Source organism: Parasphingorhabdus sp. SCSIO 66989, from assembly GCF_032852305.1.
Taxonomy (GTDB): Bacteria; Pseudomonadota; Alphaproteobacteria; order Sphingomonadales; family Sphingomonadaceae; genus Alterisphingorhabdus; species Alterisphingorhabdus coralli.
Map to the genome: position 1 here is coordinate 2,424,196 of NZ_CP136594.1, position 16,944 is coordinate 2,441,139.

At 58.3% G+C, this 16,944-nt stretch carries 17 protein-coding genes; 7 read left to right on the forward strand and 10 right to left on the reverse strand.

Annotated elements, in window-relative coordinates; translation table 11 throughout:
* Positions 1-133 precede the first annotated feature (133 nt).
* The 4 genes from RB602_RS11385 to RB602_RS11400 form a co-directional block, all read right to left on the reverse strand.
* A complete protein-coding gene (locus RB602_RS11385; RefSeq protein ID WP_317080699.1) occupies positions 134-838 on the reverse strand; it encodes a DUF4197 domain-containing protein in 705 nt (234 codons plus the stop codon).
* A gap of 114 nt (positions 839-952) precedes the next feature.
* On the reverse strand, positions 953-1,753 hold the full coding sequence (locus RB602_RS11390) for an SDR family NAD(P)-dependent oxidoreductase (protein WP_317080700.1): 801 nt from the start codon (positions 1,751-1,753) through the stop codon (positions 953-955).
* Between the two features lie 120 nt (positions 1,754-1,873).
* Positions 1,874-3,010: an acyl-CoA dehydrogenase family protein gene (locus tag RB602_RS11395; protein WP_317080701.1), complete on the reverse strand. Its 1,137-nt coding sequence runs from the start codon at positions 3,008-3,010 to the stop codon at positions 1,874-1,876.
* Between the two features lie 192 nt (positions 3,011-3,202).
* On the reverse strand, positions 3,203-4,396 hold the full coding sequence (locus tag RB602_RS11400) for an acyl-CoA dehydrogenase family protein (RefSeq protein WP_317080702.1): 1,194 nt from the start codon (positions 4,394-4,396) through the stop codon (positions 3,203-3,205).
* A 322-nt stretch (positions 4,397-4,718) separates the two neighbouring features.
* Here RB602_RS11400 and RB602_RS11405 point away from each other — a divergent pair, with 322 nt between their 5' ends.
* From RB602_RS11405 to RB602_RS11435, 7 genes are all read left to right on the forward strand, one after another.
* Positions 4,719-6,188: an MFS transporter gene (locus RB602_RS11405; protein ID WP_317080703.1), complete on the forward strand. Its 1,470-nt coding sequence runs from the start codon at positions 4,719-4,721 to the stop codon at positions 6,186-6,188.
* Between the two features lie 30 nt (positions 6,189-6,218).
* The gene (locus RB602_RS11410) at positions 6,219-7,511 is read left to right on the forward strand and encodes an acyl-CoA dehydrogenase family protein (RefSeq protein WP_317080704.1); all 1,293 of its coding nucleotides are present in this window, start codon (positions 6,219-6,221) and stop codon (positions 7,509-7,511) included.
* 160 nt (positions 7,512-7,671) lie between these two features.
* Positions 7,672-8,757, forward strand: a complete 1,086-nt coding sequence (locus tag RB602_RS11415; protein ID WP_317080705.1) for a Zn-dependent alcohol dehydrogenase — start codon at positions 7,672-7,674, stop codon at positions 8,755-8,757.
* A 37-nt stretch (positions 8,758-8,794) separates the two neighbouring features.
* The gene (locus RB602_RS11420) at positions 8,795-9,865 is read left to right on the forward strand and encodes a phosphotransferase family protein (protein WP_317080706.1); all 1,071 of its coding nucleotides are present in this window, start codon (positions 8,795-8,797) and stop codon (positions 9,863-9,865) included.
* Positions 9,866-9,921: 56 nt separating this feature from the next.
* The gene (locus tag RB602_RS11425; RefSeq protein ID WP_317080707.1) at positions 9,922-10,698 is read left to right on the forward strand and encodes an SDR family NAD(P)-dependent oxidoreductase; all 777 of its coding nucleotides are present in this window, start codon (positions 9,922-9,924) and stop codon (positions 10,696-10,698) included.
* A 3-nt stretch (positions 10,699-10,701) separates the two neighbouring features.
* Positions 10,702-11,508: an SDR family NAD(P)-dependent oxidoreductase gene (locus RB602_RS11430; RefSeq protein ID WP_317080708.1), complete on the forward strand. Its 807-nt coding sequence runs from the start codon at positions 10,702-10,704 to the stop codon at positions 11,506-11,508.
* A gap of 5 nt (positions 11,509-11,513) precedes the next feature.
* Entirely contained in the window at positions 11,514-12,734 is a 1,221-nt protein-coding gene (locus RB602_RS11435; RefSeq protein WP_317080709.1) for a serine hydrolase domain-containing protein, read from the forward strand.
* A 203-nt stretch (positions 12,735-12,937) separates the two neighbouring features.
* On the opposite strand, the gene RB602_RS11440 is transcribed toward RB602_RS11435, so the two are convergent.
* Genes RB602_RS11440 through crcB form a run of 6 tightly spaced genes read right to left on the reverse strand, consistent with a single transcriptional unit; the run spans position 12,938 to position 16,774 of the window.
* Entirely contained in the window at positions 12,938-13,675 is a 738-nt protein-coding gene (locus tag RB602_RS11440; protein WP_317080710.1) for an ATP12 family chaperone protein, read from the reverse strand.
* Complete coding sequence (locus RB602_RS11445) at positions 13,672-13,899, reverse strand: hypothetical protein (RefSeq protein ID WP_317080711.1); 228 nt, start codon at positions 13,897-13,899, stop codon at positions 13,672-13,674. Before RB602_RS11445 ends, RB602_RS11440 begins: the two co-directional genes overlap by 4 nt.
* A complete protein-coding gene (locus RB602_RS11450; RefSeq protein ID WP_317080712.1) occupies positions 13,892-14,560 on the reverse strand; it encodes an HAD-IA family hydrolase in 669 nt (222 codons plus the stop codon). Before RB602_RS11450 ends, RB602_RS11445 begins: the two co-directional genes overlap by 8 nt.
* Positions 14,557-15,165, reverse strand: a complete 609-nt coding sequence (locus RB602_RS11455; protein WP_317080713.1) for an FMN-binding negative transcriptional regulator — start codon at positions 15,163-15,165, stop codon at positions 14,557-14,559. Before RB602_RS11455 ends, RB602_RS11450 begins: the two co-directional genes overlap by 4 nt.
* Positions 15,165-16,382 (reverse strand): RluA family pseudouridine synthase, encoded by a 1,218-nt coding sequence (locus RB602_RS11460; protein ID WP_317080714.1) that lies wholly within the window; start codon positions 16,380-16,382, stop codon positions 15,165-15,167. The genes RB602_RS11455 and RB602_RS11460 overlap by 1 nt, the downstream gene beginning before the upstream one ends.
* Positions 16,379-16,774: a fluoride efflux transporter CrcB gene (gene crcB / locus RB602_RS11465; protein WP_317080715.1), complete on the reverse strand. Its 396-nt coding sequence runs from the start codon at positions 16,772-16,774 to the stop codon at positions 16,379-16,381. Before crcB ends, RB602_RS11460 begins: the two co-directional genes overlap by 4 nt.
* Between the last annotated feature and the right edge of the window lie 170 nt (positions 16,775-16,944).

The window sequence follows — 16,944 nt, forward strand, 5'->3', positions numbered from 1 at the left end:
AGCGTCAGTTGACCCAGCTTTCCGTTCGCCTCGAGCGAAGTCGAGAGGCCGGTGCAAGTGGAGAGCAGTGTCTCGACTGGGCTCGACACGAACGGCGCAGCTCCGAGCCGATTCACTCTATGCAGTAGCCGATCTATTTGCCGAAAATCCCGTCCAGCAGACCCTTGCCCTTCTCCAGCGGATTGTCGCGGAACTTTGCTTCTTCGCGGCCAATATAGTTGAAAATGCCATCCATCGCCTGATCGGTGACGCTGTCAGTCAGGCCATCATTACTGATATCGGCACCGGCGAGAGACGCGATTTGCTGCACCTCCTGCAGCTTGTTCAGCTGATCAAACGCGCCGACATCGCCCAACGCAGATGCCACCAGCGGGCGGACCTTTTCGCGCAAGACTTCGCCAGAGGTGCGGCGCAGATAGTCGGTGCCTGCCCTGTCACCGCCGGTGACAATGCCAATGCCATCGGTCAGGGTAAGCTCGTCAATGGCGGCGCGAAACACCGGCTTGGCCTCTTCTGCTGCCCTGCCAGCCGCATCATTCAGACTGCGGGTCAGATCATTGGCTATCCCGGCATTGCCGAGAAAGCGCAACATGCCGCTCGCTTTTTTGAGCGGTCCGGGCAGTCCGATGCGCACATCCTTGTCATTGTAAAAGGCGTCAGGCTGGGCCAGCTTGTCGAGCGCGCTGTCGCTGGCATCACCCAAAATATCGGTAATCGAAAAGCCCTGATAGGCGGTGGCCGCCATCACCGGCTGCGCCGTGACCGAAACCGGGGCAATCGCGGTCGAAAGCGCCGCGATTGCCAAGAGCGTTGATCCAAAAAGATGTGCACGACGCATAACGCTGCTCCTCCTGCTTTAATGACCGGAAGATTATGCCATCAAACCGCGCGGATCGCCACGCCAAAACCGCCCATATTCGGGAAAACGGGTGCGACCATCGGGCCGCGTTCGTCAATTCCCTTCAGGGTCCGTGCCGCCACCTGGCGCCGAGGCGTTAACAATACCGCCATCAATCGGAATGGTGGTGCCGACCACATAATCCCCTGCCCGGCTGGCCAGATAGATCGCACCTGCCGCCATATCCTCGGCGGTGCCGACGCGTTTCAGCGGGATGAATTTGGCAACCACTGCTTCGGCATCACGAGCGGCCTTGTTCATTTCCGATGGGAAAGCCCCCGGCGCAATGCCGCTGACGATGATATTGTCTTTGAGCAGACGCACCGCCATGCGCTTGGTCAACTGGATCAGCGCCGCTTTCGACGCCTGATAGCTGTATGTCTCCCAGGGGTTAATGCGAATGCCGTCAATCGAGGAGATATTGATCACCTTGGCCGGTTCTTCCACCGAAGCGGCGGCCTTGAGCTGCTCATGCAAAGCCTGAGTCAGGAAGAATGGCGATTTGACATTGAGGTCCATCACCTTGTCCCAGCCAATCTCGGGGAATTCCTCAAACTCCGCGCCCCATGCGGCACCGGCATTGTTGACGAGAATGTCGACCTTGCTTTCATGCTCGGCAAATTGCGCGGCGAAGGTTTTTGCGCCTTCAATCGTGCTCAGATCACCCGGCAGCGAGATGCAGTTTTCGCCTAGTTCCTCAGCGGTGGCGTTGCAGACTTCTGCCTTGCGCGCAGTGATATAGACTTTGGCTCCGGCGGCGAGATAGCCCTCAGCGATCATCTTGCCGATACCGCGCGAACCGCCGGTGACGATGGCGACTTTGCCTTCAAGCGAGAATAGTTTTTGCAGGTCCATAATTATCCCTCATCCTATTTCGTCATGCTGAACGTGTTTCAGCATCTCCAACAGTGGCGCATTATGGCCTGAGATCCTGAAACAAGTTCAGGATGACGAGTTATTTTATTGCTAAGTTAATCAATAGCCATGCATCTGCGCGACGCGGTTGGCGTGATAATTGGCATCACCCATAAATTCGTTCAACGCCCGATCGCGCTTCATATAGAAGCCGATATCATATTCATCGGTCATGCCGATGCCGCCATGCATCTGCACGCCTTCGCGCACGGCCAGACCGGTGGTGCGTCCGGCTTTGGCCTTGGCGACCGAGACCATGACGTCCGCGCCCTCATTGCCCTGATCGAGCAATTGCTGCGCCTTCATCACTGCGGCACGGGCAATTTCCATCTCCGAATAGAGATGCGAAGCGCGATGTTGCAGTGCCTGAAACTCACCGATCAGCTTGCCGAACTGCTTGCGCTGCTTGAGATAGTCGACGGTCATATCCATCGCGCCCGAACCGACGCCGACCAGCTCTGCGGCTGAACCGGCGCGGCTGGCATGGAGCAGCGCATCGAGCACATCCTGCCCCTGATCAACCTCGCCAATCACCGCATCGGCATCAACCTCGACATTGTCGAAGGTGACCGCAGCAGCCATCGAGCTATCGACCAGCCGCGCCGCTTCAGCGCTCAGGCCAGCCGCATCCTTGTCGACCATGAACAGGGTCAGGCCTTCGCTGTCACCTGCGGAACCGCTGGTACGTGCCGCGACGATCAACGCATCGGCAGACGCGCCATGGATGACAAAGCTTTTTTTGCCATTGAGCTTGAAACCATTGCCCGAGCGTTCGGCTGCCATGGCGATCTGGTCGGGGCGATGCTTGGCACGCTCTTCAATCGCGATGCCCAACACCGTGTCACCGCTCAAAATGCCGGGGAAGTATTTCTCACGCAGCGCCTTGCCGCCCGCATTCAACGCCGAGACTCCCGCGACCGAAGTCGTCAGAAACGGCGAAGGCGTCAGATTGCGGCCAATCTCTTCGAGCACGATACCGGCTTCGACATGGCCAAGACCAAGCCCATCATCCTCTTCCGGGATGAGGATCCCGGTGAACCCCATTTCGGCAAACTGCTTCCACAGCGCATGGCGGAAGCCATCCTTGCACTTCTCATCACGCAGCGCACGCATATGCGAGACGGGGGCTTCGGTAGCGATAAATTCACGCGCACTGTCCTGCAGCATCGCCTGATCTTCGTTCAAATACATGGGCATTTTGGTGTTTCCTTGTCGCTATAAGCTCTCTCCCCTTGCGGGAGAGAAGCGAGACTTAGTGAGTTCCGAGCTTGTCGAGGGACGAACTTAGTCGCAGCAGAGAGGGGGGCAAGGCTGGGTGGAGTCTTTCAGCCCCTCTCCCTTCGCCGCTTCGCGGCTCTTCCCTCTCCCGTAAAGGGAGAGGGCTACAGGCTACGCCCCCGGCAGATCGAGAATCCGCTTGGAGATAACATTGAGCATCACCTCGCTGGTGCCGCCCTCAATGCTGTTGGCCTTGGTGCGCAACCATGTGCGTGGCTTGGCGCCATGACCGGAGGTTTCGCTTTCCCATTCCAGCGCATCCGAACCGCCCGCAGCCATGACCAGTTCATGGCGTTGTTTGTTAAGCTCGGTGCCCGCATATTTCATCATATTGGGTTTGGCGGGATGGCCTTTCCTAGCCTTCATTTCATCGACAAATTTCTCGGCCATTGCTTTGAATGCCAGTGCATCGACATCAAATTGCGCCAATTGAGCGCGCAGCATCGGATCATCCAGATTGCCAGCATCGTCGGTGCCAATGACCTTGGTCATTCTCGCACCCAGCGACGGCGCGCCATCGCCGAGGCCACCGCCCGAGATCATTTCACGCTCATGGCCCAGCAGATATTTGGCCACATCCCAACCGCGATTAAGCTCGCCGACAATTTGGTCCTTGGGAACGACAACATTGTCGAAAAACGTCTCACAGAACGGTGAATTGCCTGAGATCAGCTTGATCGGCTTGGTCGAAACACCCGGCGTTTCCATGTCGAACAGCAGGAAGGAAATACCGCGATATTTGTCTTCCTTGTCGGTGCGCACCAGACAGAAGATCCAGTCGCACTTATCGGCATAGCTGGTCCAGATTTTCTGGCCGTTGACGATCCAGTGATCGCCCTTGTCCTCGCCAAAGGTCTGCAGGCTGACAAGGTCGGAACCCGAACCCGGCTCCGAATAGCCCTGACACCAGCGGATTTCACCGCGGGCAATCTGGTTGAGATAATGCACTTTCTGCTCTTCAGTGCCAAAGTGCAGCAGCGCCGGGCCGAGCATCCAGATGCCGAAGCTCTGCAGCGGCGCACGCGCCTTTATGCGGGCCATTTCCTGCTTGAAAATCTTGTGCTGCGCTGGGCTCAGGCCGGCGCCGCCATAATCCTTGGGCCAATCGGGAACGGTATAGCCCTTGGCAACGCATGCTTCGAACCACGCCTTTTGCGCGTCGCTGGCGAAGGTCGCATTGCGGCCACCCCAATAGATATCGTCCTCGCTCTTGACGGGCTGACGCATTTCTTCGGGGCAATTGGCTTCGAGCCAGCCGCGCAATTCGCTGCGGAATTGATCGAGATCGGAAGAGCTCTCGGACATGGGGGCATATCTCCTATACGAAACAAATGGGACCAGATGGGGGCGGCAAGACGATTCTGCGTCGCTTTTCCGCGCAAATGATGCGGCGGACCGTAATCCAGCAAATGCAGCGCGGCAAGTGTTTCAATCCGCATCCAGCTTGCCGTAACGGCGCAAAGCCGCCGGTTGACGCGCCGCATAGGTCGCATATGGTGGCGATGCGGAAGCAACACACAGACTCGGCGACAAGACCGGGCGCAGGAGAGAGAAATATGGGTCCAGAGAAGGCGAGAAAGCCTGATCGCTGGCGCGCTGCTATCCGCGCGATTGGTTGGTGTGCTGAATGACCGCCGCCCCCTTCTCCGAGAAAGTGCCGCTCAAAACCAAACTTGCCTTTGGTACGGGCGCAATTGCTTTCGGAATCAAGGACAATGGCTTTTCTGTTTTCCTGCTGATTTTCTATAATCAGGTTGTCGGCTTGCCCGCCAATCTTGTTGGCCTGGTTATCGGGCTCGCTTTGTTGATCGACGCCTTTATCGATCCGCTTGTCGGCAATCTGTCCGACCGGACCCGCACCAAATGGGGGCGTCGCCATCCCTGGATTTACGGCTCTGCCGTGCCGATCGCTCTGGCCTGGTTGCTGATCTGGAATCCGCCAGAAATGGGTACGGGTGCTACGCTTGGCTATTTGCTGGCAGCCGGCGTCATGGTCCGCGCCTCACTATCGGCCTATGAAGTGCCCTCGATATCCTTGATGCCGGAAATGACCAGCGATTATGACGAGCGCACTATGGTGGTGCGCTATCGTGCGCTGCTGGGATGGGCTGGCGGCTTGTTCATGCTGGCAATGGCCTATGGCGTCATCCTTGTGCCCTCGGCGGAGTATCCCGACGGAACGCTTAATCCAGCCGGCTATCCGCGTTATGCCTTTATCGGCGCGATCATCATGTTCGTTGCGGTGATGATTTCAGGCATCGGCACCCATCGCGATTATGCCAGACCGCCAAAGAATGAAGCGGCGACAGCGGAGAGCCTTAAAGAGATACTCTCGACGCTTGGCTATACGCCCTTCCTGATCCTGATGATCGCCGCGCTGTTTGGTTATGCGGGTCAGGGTCTGACCTTCGCCCTCACCAACTATCTGTTTGAATATATCTGGGAGTTTGGTCAAACAGAGCTGGTCATCTACTCCGGCGTTCTGTTCACCAGCGCCATTATCGCCTTTATCGTCATCGCGCCTGTGGCCAAGCGTGCCAGCAAGCCACGCGCTGCTGCGGTTATGGCGCTGATATCCGGCATTTTCGGAACCGCGCCCTATTGGCTACGCTATCTTGATCTCGCGCCCGAAAATGGCTCCCCCATGGTGCTGCCATTTCTGTTTACCTTTATCGGCATTGGCATTGTCGGCTTTATCTCGACCATGACGCTCACCGTTTCCATGGTGGCCGATGTCACCGATCATGCCCGCCGCCACAATGGCAAGCAAACCGAAGGCCTGTTCTATGCAGGCTATTTCTTTGTTCAGAAAGCGGTGACCGGGCTTGGTATTTTCTTCGCCGGGCAACTGCTCGGGCTGGTTGGCTTTCCCGAGGATGCGCAACCCGGCTCAGTCGCTCCGGACCTTCTCGACAATCTGGCGATTACCTATGCCAGCCTCTCCGCCCTGCTCTCACTCGGCGCGATGATCAGCTTCTGGAAGTTCCCGCTGGGGCGGGATGATCATGCAGAGATCATCGAACCCCGGCCACCGCTGGCCGCGTTGGACAATGATAGCAATTCCGCTCTCGACTCTTCACCGGCCAAAGCGCCATAACCCTTTACACCCTCAATTTCGGAGACAGTCATGGATTTTGATCTTACAGAACGGCAGCAATATTGGCGCGATCGTGTGCGCGATTTTATCGAGAAACATGTTCGCCCGCGCGAGGGTGATTACAAGAATGAGCAGGCGACTGGCGACCGCTGGAAGGTGCTGAAAACGATTGAGGAAGAAAAAGAGCGCGCCAAGGCACAGGGCATCTGGAACCTGTTTATGCCGCCTTCCAACCCCAATCTAACCCATGTCGATGACAGCTTTGAATTTGACGGGCCGGGCCTCACCAACCTGGAATATGCGCTGTGCGCCGAAGAAATGGGCCGCATCGCTTGGTCATCCGAAGTGTTCAACTGCTCCGCGCCTGACACCGGCAATATGGAAGTGTTCCACCGCTATGGCACCCGCGAGCAAAAGGACCAATGGCTCAAGCCGCTGATGGAAGGCGAAATCCGCTCGGCCTTTCTGATGACCGAGCCGCAGGTCGCTTCATCCGATGCGACCAATATCGAAACCTCGATCAAGCGCGAGGGCGATGAATATGTCATCAATGGCCGCAAATGGTGGTCATCGGGCGCGGGCGATCCACGCTGCAAAGTCGCCATCGTCATGGGCAAAACCAATTTTGAGGAAAGCCGCCACAAGCAGCAATCAATGGTGCTGATGCCGCTTGACGCGCCGGGTGTCAAAATCCTGCGCCACCTGCCGGTCTTCGGTTATGATGATGCACCGCATGGCCATATGGAAATTGAGCTTGAGAATGTCCGCATCCCGGCATCGAATATGCTGCTCGGCGAAGGCCGCGGTTTCGAGATCGCGCAAGGTCGCCTTGGCCCCGGCCGTATCCATCACTGCATGCGCACCATCGGTACCGCCGAGGAAGCGCTTGAGAAGATGATCAAACGCCTGACCACACGCGTCGCCTTTGGCAAGCGGATCTCGGAACACAGCATCTGGGAGCAGCGTATCGCCAAGGCACGGATTGATATCGAGATGACTCGCCTGCTTTGCCTGAAAGCGGCGGACATGATGGACAAGGTCGGCAACAAGTCCGCCAAGGCCGAGATCGCGATGATCAAGGTACAGGCACCAACCATGGCGCTGCAGATTATCGACGATGCGATCCAGGCGCATGGCGGCGGCGGCGTGTCGGAGGACTTTGGTCTGGCGTCGGCCTATTCCGGTCAGCGCACGCTGCGCCTCGCCGACGGCCCGGACGAAGTCCATGCCCGCACCATCGCCCGTCTGGAAATGGGCAAATATCGTGACCGCGACACCGAAGCGACGCAGGTCTCTTCAGGCGATATGGGCGTGGCGCGGTGAGCTACACTCCCCTCCTCTTCAGAGGAGGGGCAGTGAGACTTAGCGAGCATAGCGAGCTCTAGTCGCAGCGGGGTGGTGCAGCGGCACGGACTGCACTTTGCGACTCCACCACCCCAACCCCTCCTCTGAAGAGGAGGGGCTATGAGAAGGGAGAAGCCCAATGAAAGCAGCCTTGTGCACCGCTCCGGCCCAGCCGCTGGAAATTGCCGATATCACCATCGACAAACCGCGCGGGCATGAGGTTCTGATCCGCACCCATGCGGTCGGCATGTGCCATTCGGACCTGAAATTCATTGATGGCGCTTTTCCCTTTCCCATGCCCTTTGTCCCGGGACATGAGGCATCGGGCGTGGTCGAGGCGGTGGGTGATCAGGTAACGCGGCTCAAGCCGGGTGATCATGTCATCACCGTCCTCACCGCCTATTGCGGCCATTGCGAATCCTGCCTCACCGGCCATATCACCCTGTGTCAGGAACCAACGCTGAAGCGCGATGAGGATGAAGAGCCTTGCCTGCACAAGGCGGACAACACCCCGCTGCCGCATTTTCTCAATCTCTCCGCCTATGCCGAACAGTTATTGGCGCATGAGAATAGCTGTGTTGCGATAAACCCGGACATGCCGCTGGATATTGCGGCGTTAATGGGGTGCGCCGTGGTCACCGGATCGGGCGCGGTCTTCACCGATTGCAATATTGAGCCCGGTCAGAGCATCGCGGTTATCGGTTGTGGCGGTATTGGTCTTGCCGCGATCAATGCTGCGAGTATTGCTGGCGCTGGCCAGATCATTGCCATCGACCCGGTACCGGAAAAACGCGCGCTTGCTGAAAGTCTCGGCGCGACCCACAGCTTTGATTCCGCCGATGAAAGTCTTGTCGAAGCCGTCATCACAGCAAGCCATGGCGGTTGCCATGCGGTGGTGGAAGCCGTTGGTCGGTCACAGACCGTGGCGCTCGCATGGGAGATCACCCGACGCGGGGGCATCACCACTGTTCTCGGCATGGTCAGCCCCAATGACCCGGTCACCCTGCCCGGCCCCAGCTTCCTGCAGGGGCGCACGCTCAAAGGCTCGCTTATGGGGTCTGCACCCTTCCCGGTCACGGTGCCGCGCCTTGTTAATTTCTATCTGCAGGACCGGCTGAAACTGGACCAGCTTGTCGGTGAACGCCTGCCGCTGGACCAGATCAATACAGGACTGGACAAGCTGCGCGCCGGAGATGGCTTGCGCACGCTTATCACCTTCTCCTAAACCACCCGATAACCACCCCCATGAAGAAAGAACTGTTATGAGTCAGGATGCCCAACAGACCATGACCGGGACGATGGATGTGCCCGAAGCCGACCGGCTTGATGAAGCGCGGTTGACCGAGTGGATGGACGCCAATGTCGAGGGCTTTGCCGGGCCACTCACATTGCGCAAGTTCAAGGGTGGCCAGTCCAACCCGACCTATCGCGTTGATACCGAGCACCAATCCTATGTGCTGCGCCGCAAACCCTTTGGCAAATTGCTGCCTTCCGCCCATGCGGTTGACCGCGAATATCGCGCCATGGCTGCGCTGCATCCGCAAGGCTTTCCGGTGCCGAAACCCTATGGACTGTGCGAGGATGATGACGTTATCGGATCAATGTTCTTCATCATGGGCATGGCCGATGGCCGCAGCCTGTGGAACGGAACCCTGCCCGACTATCAGCCCAAGGATCGTGGCGAAATCTATGCAGCGATGACCGATACGCTGGCGCATCTGCATCGCTTTGATCCCGAAGCCATCGGTCTCGGCGATCATGGCAAGCCGGGCAATTATTGCGAACGCCAGATTTCGCGCTGGACCAAGCAGTATAAGCTCTCGGAAACCGAGACTATCGAGAAGATGGATCGGATGATGGCCTGGCTCGCCGAGACCGTCCCCGAACAGCGCGGCTACTCCATCGTCCACGGCGATTATCGCATCGACAATATGATCTTTCACAAAAGCGAAAACCACGTCATCGCGCTGCTCGATTGGGAGCTGTCGACTCTCGGCGATCCGATTGCCGATCTCTCCTATTATCTGATGAGCTGGATCACGCCGCCTGAGGGTCGCAACGGCATTGCCGGGCTGGACCTGAAGGAACTCGGCATCCCCGACATCGAGCAGACCATTGCACGCTACAGTCAGCAATCAGGGATCACCGACATTCCCGATATGGACTGGTATTTCGCCTATAACCTCTTCCGCATGGCGGCGATTCTGCAGGGCATCAAAAAGCGTGTCATCGACGGCACCGCATCGAGCAAACATGCCAAGGGCATGGCCGAGCGTGTGCCCGGACTGGTCGAGGCAGGATGGCAATTCGCGCTCAAAGCTGGGATTGAATAGAATCTAAACCCCTCCCCTAAAGGAAGAGGGGGTAATAAGAAAAGGAACTCAAGAAGATGTCTCAATTTGATCTGACCGGCAAGGTCGCGATTATCACCGGCTCGTCGCGCGGCATTGGCAAGGCGATTGCCGAGCAGATGGCGGTACAGGGCGCGAAAGTTGTTATCTCCAGCCGCAAACAGGAGGCCTGTGATGAGGTCGCCAATGCGATCAACGCAGAGCATGGCGATGGCACTGCGCTTTCTGTTCCGGCGAATATTTCCTCCAAGGATGATCTGCAGAATCTGGTTGATCAGACCCGCAAGGCATTCGGCAAGGTCGATATCCTTGTCTGCAACGCCGCCTCCAACCCCTATTATGGCCCGATGTCGGGGATTGAGGACGAGCAGTTCCACAAGATTTTGCAGAACAATATCGTCTCCAATAACTGGCTGATTCAGATGGTGGCGCCGGAAATGCTTGAGCGTAAAAATGGCTCGATTGTGATTATCTCATCCATTGGCGGCTTTACCGGCACCGCAACCATCGGTGCCTATAACATCTCGAAAGCAGCGGACTTCCAGCTTGCACGCAACCTTGCCACCGAATTTGGCAAACAGGGCGTGCGGGTGAACTGCATTGCGCCCGGCATCATCAAAACCGATTTCGCCCGCGCACTCTGGGAGAACCCCAAGCTGATGGCCTATGTCGAGAACGCCACACCGCTGGGCCGTATCGGCGAGCCATATGAAATTGCCGGGGCCGCCGTATTCCTTGCCTCGGATGCGTCGACCTTTATGACCGGCCAATCGATCACCGTCGATGGCGGCACCACCATTGCGGCAGGACTGTAATCCATGGAACTCACCAACAAGACCGCGATCATCACCGGTGCGGGCAGCGGCATTGGCCGCCGTACCGCCCTGCTCTTCGCGCAGGAAGGCGCGCATGTCATCGCCAGCGATATCACCGATGCGGTGGACGAAACCGCAGCGCTGGCGCCCGACAAAATTACCGCCGTCAAAGGTGATGCCGGAGACGAGGCATCGGTCAAGGCGCTGGTTGATCGTGCGGTTGCCGATCATGGCGGGCTGGATATCTTTTTCGCCAATGCGGGCATCTCGGGCGGTTTTGATGGCATTTTCGACCAGGGTGTCGAGGAGTGGGAAAGTATCCTGCGCGTCAATTTGATCGGCGTATTTCTGGCGATCAAATATGGCGGTCAGGCTATCGTCGAAACCTCCAAAGCCAATGGTAATCGCGGTGGTTCTCTCATCGCCACCGCCTCGGTTGCCGGACTGCGCTCGGGTGCGGGTGGCCCGGCCTATACCGCGTCCAAAGCGGGCGTGGTCAATCTTGTGAAGATCGCGGCGCAACAGCTCACTGGGAGCAATGTCCGCTGCAACGCCATCTGCCCCGGCCTGATCGAAACCGGCATGACCAGCTTCATTTATGAAACCGCGCGCGCCAAGGGCCGCGAGGTCACGGTCGGCCAGTTGAACCCGATGCAACGCGGCGGCGAGGCCGACGAGATCGCCGAAGCGGCGCTGTTCCTAGCCTCTGACCGCTCCAGCTATGTCAATGGCCATGCTCTGGTCGTCGATGGTGGCCTCTCCACCTCGCATCCCTATAACCGCCAGACTTTCGGCAAAACGGCAGTATAATCCCTATGACACTCACCGTATCAGACCCTGATTCGCTTGGCTTTCATGGGCCCCTGCTCGATCGCATACCCGCCTTTATCAAGGCGAAGTATCTCGACACCGGCCTGATGCCGCATGCCGCGCTGCTCATCGGGCGCGGCGACGAGATTGCCCATCTCTCGCTGCAGGGCGAAGCGCGCCCGGGCCAGCCGCTGACCGAAGACGCAATCTTCCGCATCGCCAGCATGACCAAACCGGTGACATCGGTTGCGTTTATGCAGCTGGTCGAACAGGGCAAGGTGGCGCTGGCCGATCCGGTGCATCGCTATCTGCCCGAATGGAAAGACATGGGCGTTTTCGTCAGCGGCGGTGGCGATCAACCTTTTATCACCCGTCCGCCGGCGAGCCCGATGCGGATTATCGACCTGCTCCGCCATACCAGCGGCCTGACCTACAGCTTTCAGGAGCGCACACCCGTCGATGCCGCCTATCGCAAGCTTGGCTTTGAGCGTTTTGATGGCGGCGATATCGACCATTTCATCGCATCGCTGGCCAAGATTCCGTTGCAATTTGACCCCGGAACCAGCTGGAATTACTCGGTTTCTACGGATGTCCTCGGCGCGATTATCGAGCGGATTTCCGGCCAATCGCTGGCGGAGTATTTTCAGCAGCATATCTTCGATCCGCTGGGCATGGAAGACACGCATTTCGCGCTTCCCGCCGAGAAGATCGACCGCGCCACCGACAGCTACAGCTTTGACCCGAAAGCCAAGATGAAGCCCTATGATTCCGGTGCCGATACCGCATGGGCCAAAACAATCGGCTATTTCTCCGGTGGCGGCGGGCTGATGTCGACGCTGAGCGACTATCACCTGTTCTGCCGCATGCTGCTCAATGACGGCCAGTTGGACGGCGCGCGGATTATCGGACGCAAGACACTGGAACTGATGACCAGCAACCACCTGCCCGGCGGCGGCGATCTGACCCAGCACAGCAAGGCATTGTTCTCTGAGGCGGAGAATGCCGGGGCTGGCTTCGGTCTTGGCTTTGCCACCACCATCGACAATGCGGCCACCGCTATTCCCGGCTCAACCGGCGATTTCTATTGGGGCGGCATGTTCTCGACCGCTTTCTTTGTCGATCCGGTCGAAGATGTGATCATGATTTTTATGACGCAGTTGATGCCGTCTTCAACCTATCCGATACGCCGCGAAATCAAGACGATGCTCTACGCGGCTTTGGATTGAATATTAGCCCCTCCTCTTCAGAGGAGGGGAGTGATCGGGTCGAAATGTCTCCCAGGCATTTCTGAACCTTGCCGGGGGCAAGGTTCACCCGAACACTGGTGGTGGAGTCACTAAGCGCAACACCACCCCGCTGCGACTAACCACCTCGGCTTACGCTCCGGCGCTAAGTCTCACTGCCCCTCCTCTGAAGAGGAGGGGAGATACTACCGGACCATTGCGCCCCACATCATCACTGCCGCATCATAGCGCTCCCGTCGCGCCTGTAACTGCGCTGTTGCCTCGGCATCCTCGCCCCATTGCTCAGCCTGCCAGAGCTGCTCCAGAAAAGCCGCATCCCAGACAGCATCCGCCGTCTGCCGCCCCTCGCGCAAAGCCAGTGCCAGCGCAAAGGAGCCCGTCAGTTCGACGATCTGGCTGAAAGCGGTCAGCCGAAACGCATCATCATCGGCGACAACCGCCTGCGCCAATGCCAGTACGTCAGGCGATTGCGGCTGTGGCATCACGCCCGATATCCGCGCCCATTCGACACCATGCGCCGCTTCCAGATCGCGGATAATCGGCTCCCAAACCGCCTGTTGCCTCGCAAACAGTGGCGCGTCCGGATCATCGCGATAAGATAGCGTATCGGTCTCGGCAAAACCTACAATCGCGCCAATGATCTCGGCACGATTGTCGGCAATATGATCAATCGCGGCATTGCAAAAACCGGTGAGCACCATGGTCTGCGGCTCGATAAACTCCTGCTGCGCCCGCCATTCTTCCGCCACCAGTTCTGCCAGTCGCTGCGCGGGAATAGCAAGCGCCCGCTTCAGCGGCGTTTTCACCGCGCGACCATCCAGCAATATCGCATGACCATCTTCGCCGGAACCAAGAGATACCTCTTTATAGAAGCGTTTAGCACGCGGATTTTGCGACTCTTGGGTCGGCGTTTTCACCGTCATGGCTCGGGGACATCCTCGGGCGGCGTGCGCCACATTCGTGCCAACACAATCGGTACAAAGAAAAACTCAACCAACCCAATGGCTAACAGGCCATAGCTGAAAATATCTGGTAATCCGACGATCACGCCATTGATGGCCAGCAATGCCACCATGACAATGATGACGCCACTGAAACGCACCAGCGAGATAATCATGAACCGTCGTCTTGCATGTGCCTCATCCATGGCTTGTTCCCTCATTCAAAGCATCAAACAGCGCATCCATGCTGGTCACCACCTGCTCCGCTCCGGCGGCATGCAGCTCGTGCGCATCATGATAGCCCCAATCGACCCCAATGGCGCGCACGCCTGCATTGATCGCCATTTCCATATCAAAGCTGGTATCACCAATCATCACCGCACCAGCAGGCGCGGCACCGGCATCGTCAAGCGCCTGCATAATCATCGAAGGATGCGGTTTGGACGGATGTCGGTCGGCAGTCTGCAGACTGATAAAATGGTCGGCAATGCCATAATGCTCGACAACAAATTTAAGTCCCCGGTCCGATTTCCCCGTAGCCACCGCGCAGAGCCACTCCGCCGCGCGCAGCTTTTCGAGCAACTCAATCAGTCCGCCATAAAGCGGCTCGGTTCGATCGCCCTTTGCGCGCAAAGCCTGAAACGCCTGACGATAATTCTCGGCAAGCCGTTCATGCAAAGCATCATCCGGTTCAGGCGCGAGCCGTCGCATAGCCTCAATCAGCGACAGACCGACAATCCGCCGCGTCAGATGATGGTCGGGCGGTGTCAGATTTTCCGCCACAAACGCCTGCTCCATCGCGGTGCAGATATTGGCCTGACCATCGACCATAGTGCCATCGCAATCGAATATCGCCAGACGCGTCACGCATCACTCTCCACATTGCGCATTAGCATCGCCATCGCCTTGCGCCCGCTGGCCTCTACCTTGTCGGCCGCTGCCAATCGCGTCGCCTCGGGTTTGTTCTGGCTCAGCTTGGCGGTACCCCGCCACGCTTTTATCTCCATGCGAAAACCGACAATGCCCTGCAACATGCCTTCAAATTTGCCCGGGGCCATTTTATCACGGGTCCAGGGTGGGTCTTCGCCAGCTTTGGCCTCATGATGCGCGGTGACCTGATCGATCAGATCCGGCATGGCATCGCGCTCAATCCGGCTGACCGCACCCTCCAATTCGATGCTGAGATAGTTCCAAGTCGGCACCTGATCGGGAATGTCATACCAGTTGGCGCTGATATAGCTGTCCGGCCCGTTGACCACGAACAGCGCATCGCCCTCGCATATGTACCGCGTCAGCGCATTGCCGCGCGAGAGATGAAATTCGAGCGTGTCCGGCCCTTCAAACAGCACCGGAATATGCGCCACACGCGGGCCATTGGGCGTCTGCGCGAAGACCATGCCAAAGCCGATTTCCTCGACCCAGTGCCGCATCAGATCGCGGTCGGTGATATGGAAGCTGCGATCGGGATGCATCAGCTACGCCTGCCCCTTGGCGCATTGCGCGCGGGCCGCTTTTTGGCCGCCGCTTTGCCCCGCGTTGCCGGTTTGCGTCCCGGCTTTTTGCCTGTTTTGGCCTTGGCCGCGCTCGCCGCCGATGTACTGCGGCTGCGGCGCTCCCCACGTCGCGCCTTGCGCACCTGCTTGGCATGCGCCTTGGCTTTGCGCTTCTGGTTGGCACGATCAGGCAGCGGCTCGCTATCGACCGGATCAAAGGCATCACCCAGAGCAGTATCAAAGCCCATGCTCTCCATCGTCTCGGCAAAATGCGGCGGCAGTTCGGCCTGCACATCAATGCGATGACCCTCAGGCTGCTCAATCACCAAACGCCGCGCATGCAGATGCATTTTGCGGCTCACCGGGCCGGTGACATAGGCCTCCTTGCCGCCATATTTGGCATCGCCGACAATCGGATGGCCAATCGCCGCCATATGTACGCGCAGCTGATGCGTCCGCCCGGTCAGCGGGTGCAGCTCAACCCAGCTCACCTTGCCGCCGGCATGCTCAATCACGCGATAGCGGCTGCGGCTCGGCTGGCCCTGTTCATGGTCGACATACATTTTCTCGCCGCCCGTACCCGGCTGTTTCGCCAGCGGCAGGTCAATCTGCCCCTCGCGGATTTCCGGCAGACCCATAACCAGCGCCCAATAGACTTTCTTGGCCGAACGCCCGGAAAAGCGCTTGGAGAAAAAGGCGGCGCTGCCCGGCGTGCGCGCGATCAGCAATACCCCCGATGTATCTTTATCGAGCCGGTGCACCAGACGCGGGCGCGGATCATCGTCATCACGATAGGCGTCGAGCAAGCCATCAATATGGCGATAGGTCTTACTGCCGCCCTGCGTCGCCAGCCCCGGTGGCTTGTTGAGGATGATGGCCGATCCGGTCTTCTCGATGACCAGACTTTCGGCCAGCGCCTTGTCCTCATCGGATAACTCGCGCACCGGACGCGCGGCGTGGCGCTTATGATCGGGGTCTTCGGGCGGCACCCGCAACAATTGGCCGGTACTGAGACGATCCCCCGGAGCTACCCGGCGGCCATTGACGCGGATCTGACCGGTCCGCGCCCATTTGGAGATGGTACCAAAGCCGATATGCCCCATATGCCGCGCAAACCAGCGGTCAACGCGGATATCGTCATCGTCTTTGGCAATGCGAAATTCGCGCACCCGCGGCGTCTGCTCACTCTCGCTCATACCCAGAGCCTCGCCAGCATCAGTCCACCGAACAGTGCAGCCACCGAGGCGATAACCGAGAGCAACGCATAGCCCGCAGCCACACCCCATTCACCGCGCATCACCATATTGGCTGTCTCGAGCGAAAAAGCGGAGAAGGTAGTGAAACCGCCGAGCAGGCCGACGCCGATAAGCAAACGCCAGGTTTCGCCGCCACTGGCCTGCTGCGCCAATATGCCAACAAGGCAGCCCATCAAAAAACCGCCGCTGAGATTGGCAATCAGTGTTCCCCAAGGCCATCCGGGTCCGAAAAACTGCAATGCTATACGGCCTAAATGAAAGCGCCCGACAGCGCCCAGACCGCCGCCGAGAGCGACCAATAACGTAGCACTGCTGAGGGAGACACTAGACATGGGCAGCGTCTTAGCCGGACTTGTCACGAAAGGCTATGGGGTGCCTAAGGGAGCGCTCAATTTCCCTGATTCCGCGCAAGCGGAAACTATGCACATTTATAGTCTCGCACAAAGGCGCAAAGGCACGAAGAGCGCGCATCAAGAATAACGCTCTTTGTGCCTTTGTGGCT

What these genes read in the sequence shown, in the direction of transcription:
- RB602_RS11435 (WP_317080709.1), top strand. Translation starts at nt 11,514, where the DNA reads ATGACACTCACCGTATCAGACCCTGATTCGCTTGGCTTTCATGGGCCC.
- RB602_RS11425 (WP_317080707.1), top strand. Translation starts at nt 9,922, where the DNA reads ATGTCTCAATTTGATCTGACCGGCAAGGTCGCGATTATCACCGGCTCG.
- RB602_RS11395 (WP_317080701.1), bottom strand. Translation starts at nt 3,010, where the DNA reads ATGCCCATGTATTTGAACGAAGATCAGGCGATGCTGCAGGACAGTGCG.
- RB602_RS11445 (WP_317080711.1), bottom strand. Translation starts at nt 13,899, where the DNA reads ATGGATGAGGCACATGCAAGACGACGGTTCATGATTATCTCGCTGGTG.
- RB602_RS11400 (WP_317080702.1), bottom strand. Translation starts at nt 4,396, where the DNA reads ATGTCCGAGAGCTCTTCCGATCTCGATCAATTCCGCAGCGAATTGCGC.
- RB602_RS11430 (WP_317080708.1), top strand. Translation starts at nt 10,702, where the DNA reads ATGGAACTCACCAACAAGACCGCGATCATCACCGGTGCGGGCAGCGGC.
- RB602_RS11415 (WP_317080705.1), top strand. Translation starts at nt 7,672, where the DNA reads ATGAAAGCAGCCTTGTGCACCGCTCCGGCCCAGCCGCTGGAAATTGCC.
- RB602_RS11455 (WP_317080713.1), bottom strand. Translation starts at nt 15,165, where the DNA reads ATGCATCCCGATCGCAGCTTCCATATCACCGACCGCGATCTGATGCGG.
- crcB (WP_317080715.1), bottom strand. Translation starts at nt 16,774, where the DNA reads ATGTCTAGTGTCTCCCTCAGCAGTGCTACGTTATTGGTCGCTCTCGGC.
- RB602_RS11460 (WP_317080714.1), bottom strand. Translation starts at nt 16,382, where the DNA reads ATGAGCGAGAGTGAGCAGACGCCGCGGGTGCGCGAATTTCGCATTGCC.
- RB602_RS11420 (WP_317080706.1), top strand. Translation starts at nt 8,795, where the DNA reads ATGAGTCAGGATGCCCAACAGACCATGACCGGGACGATGGATGTGCCC.
- RB602_RS11390 (WP_317080700.1), bottom strand. Translation starts at nt 1,753, where the DNA reads ATGGACCTGCAAAAACTATTCTCGCTTGAAGGCAAAGTCGCCATCGTC.
- RB602_RS11405 (WP_317080703.1), top strand. Translation starts at nt 4,719, where the DNA reads ATGACCGCCGCCCCCTTCTCCGAGAAAGTGCCGCTCAAAACCAAACTT.
- RB602_RS11440 (WP_317080710.1), bottom strand. Translation starts at nt 13,675, where the DNA reads ATGACGGTGAAAACGCCGACCCAAGAGTCGCAAAATCCGCGTGCTAAA.
- RB602_RS11410 (WP_317080704.1), top strand. Translation starts at nt 6,219, where the DNA reads ATGGATTTTGATCTTACAGAACGGCAGCAATATTGGCGCGATCGTGTG.
- RB602_RS11385 (WP_317080699.1), bottom strand. Translation starts at nt 838, where the DNA reads ATGCGTCGTGCACATCTTTTTGGATCAACGCTCTTGGCAATCGCGGCG.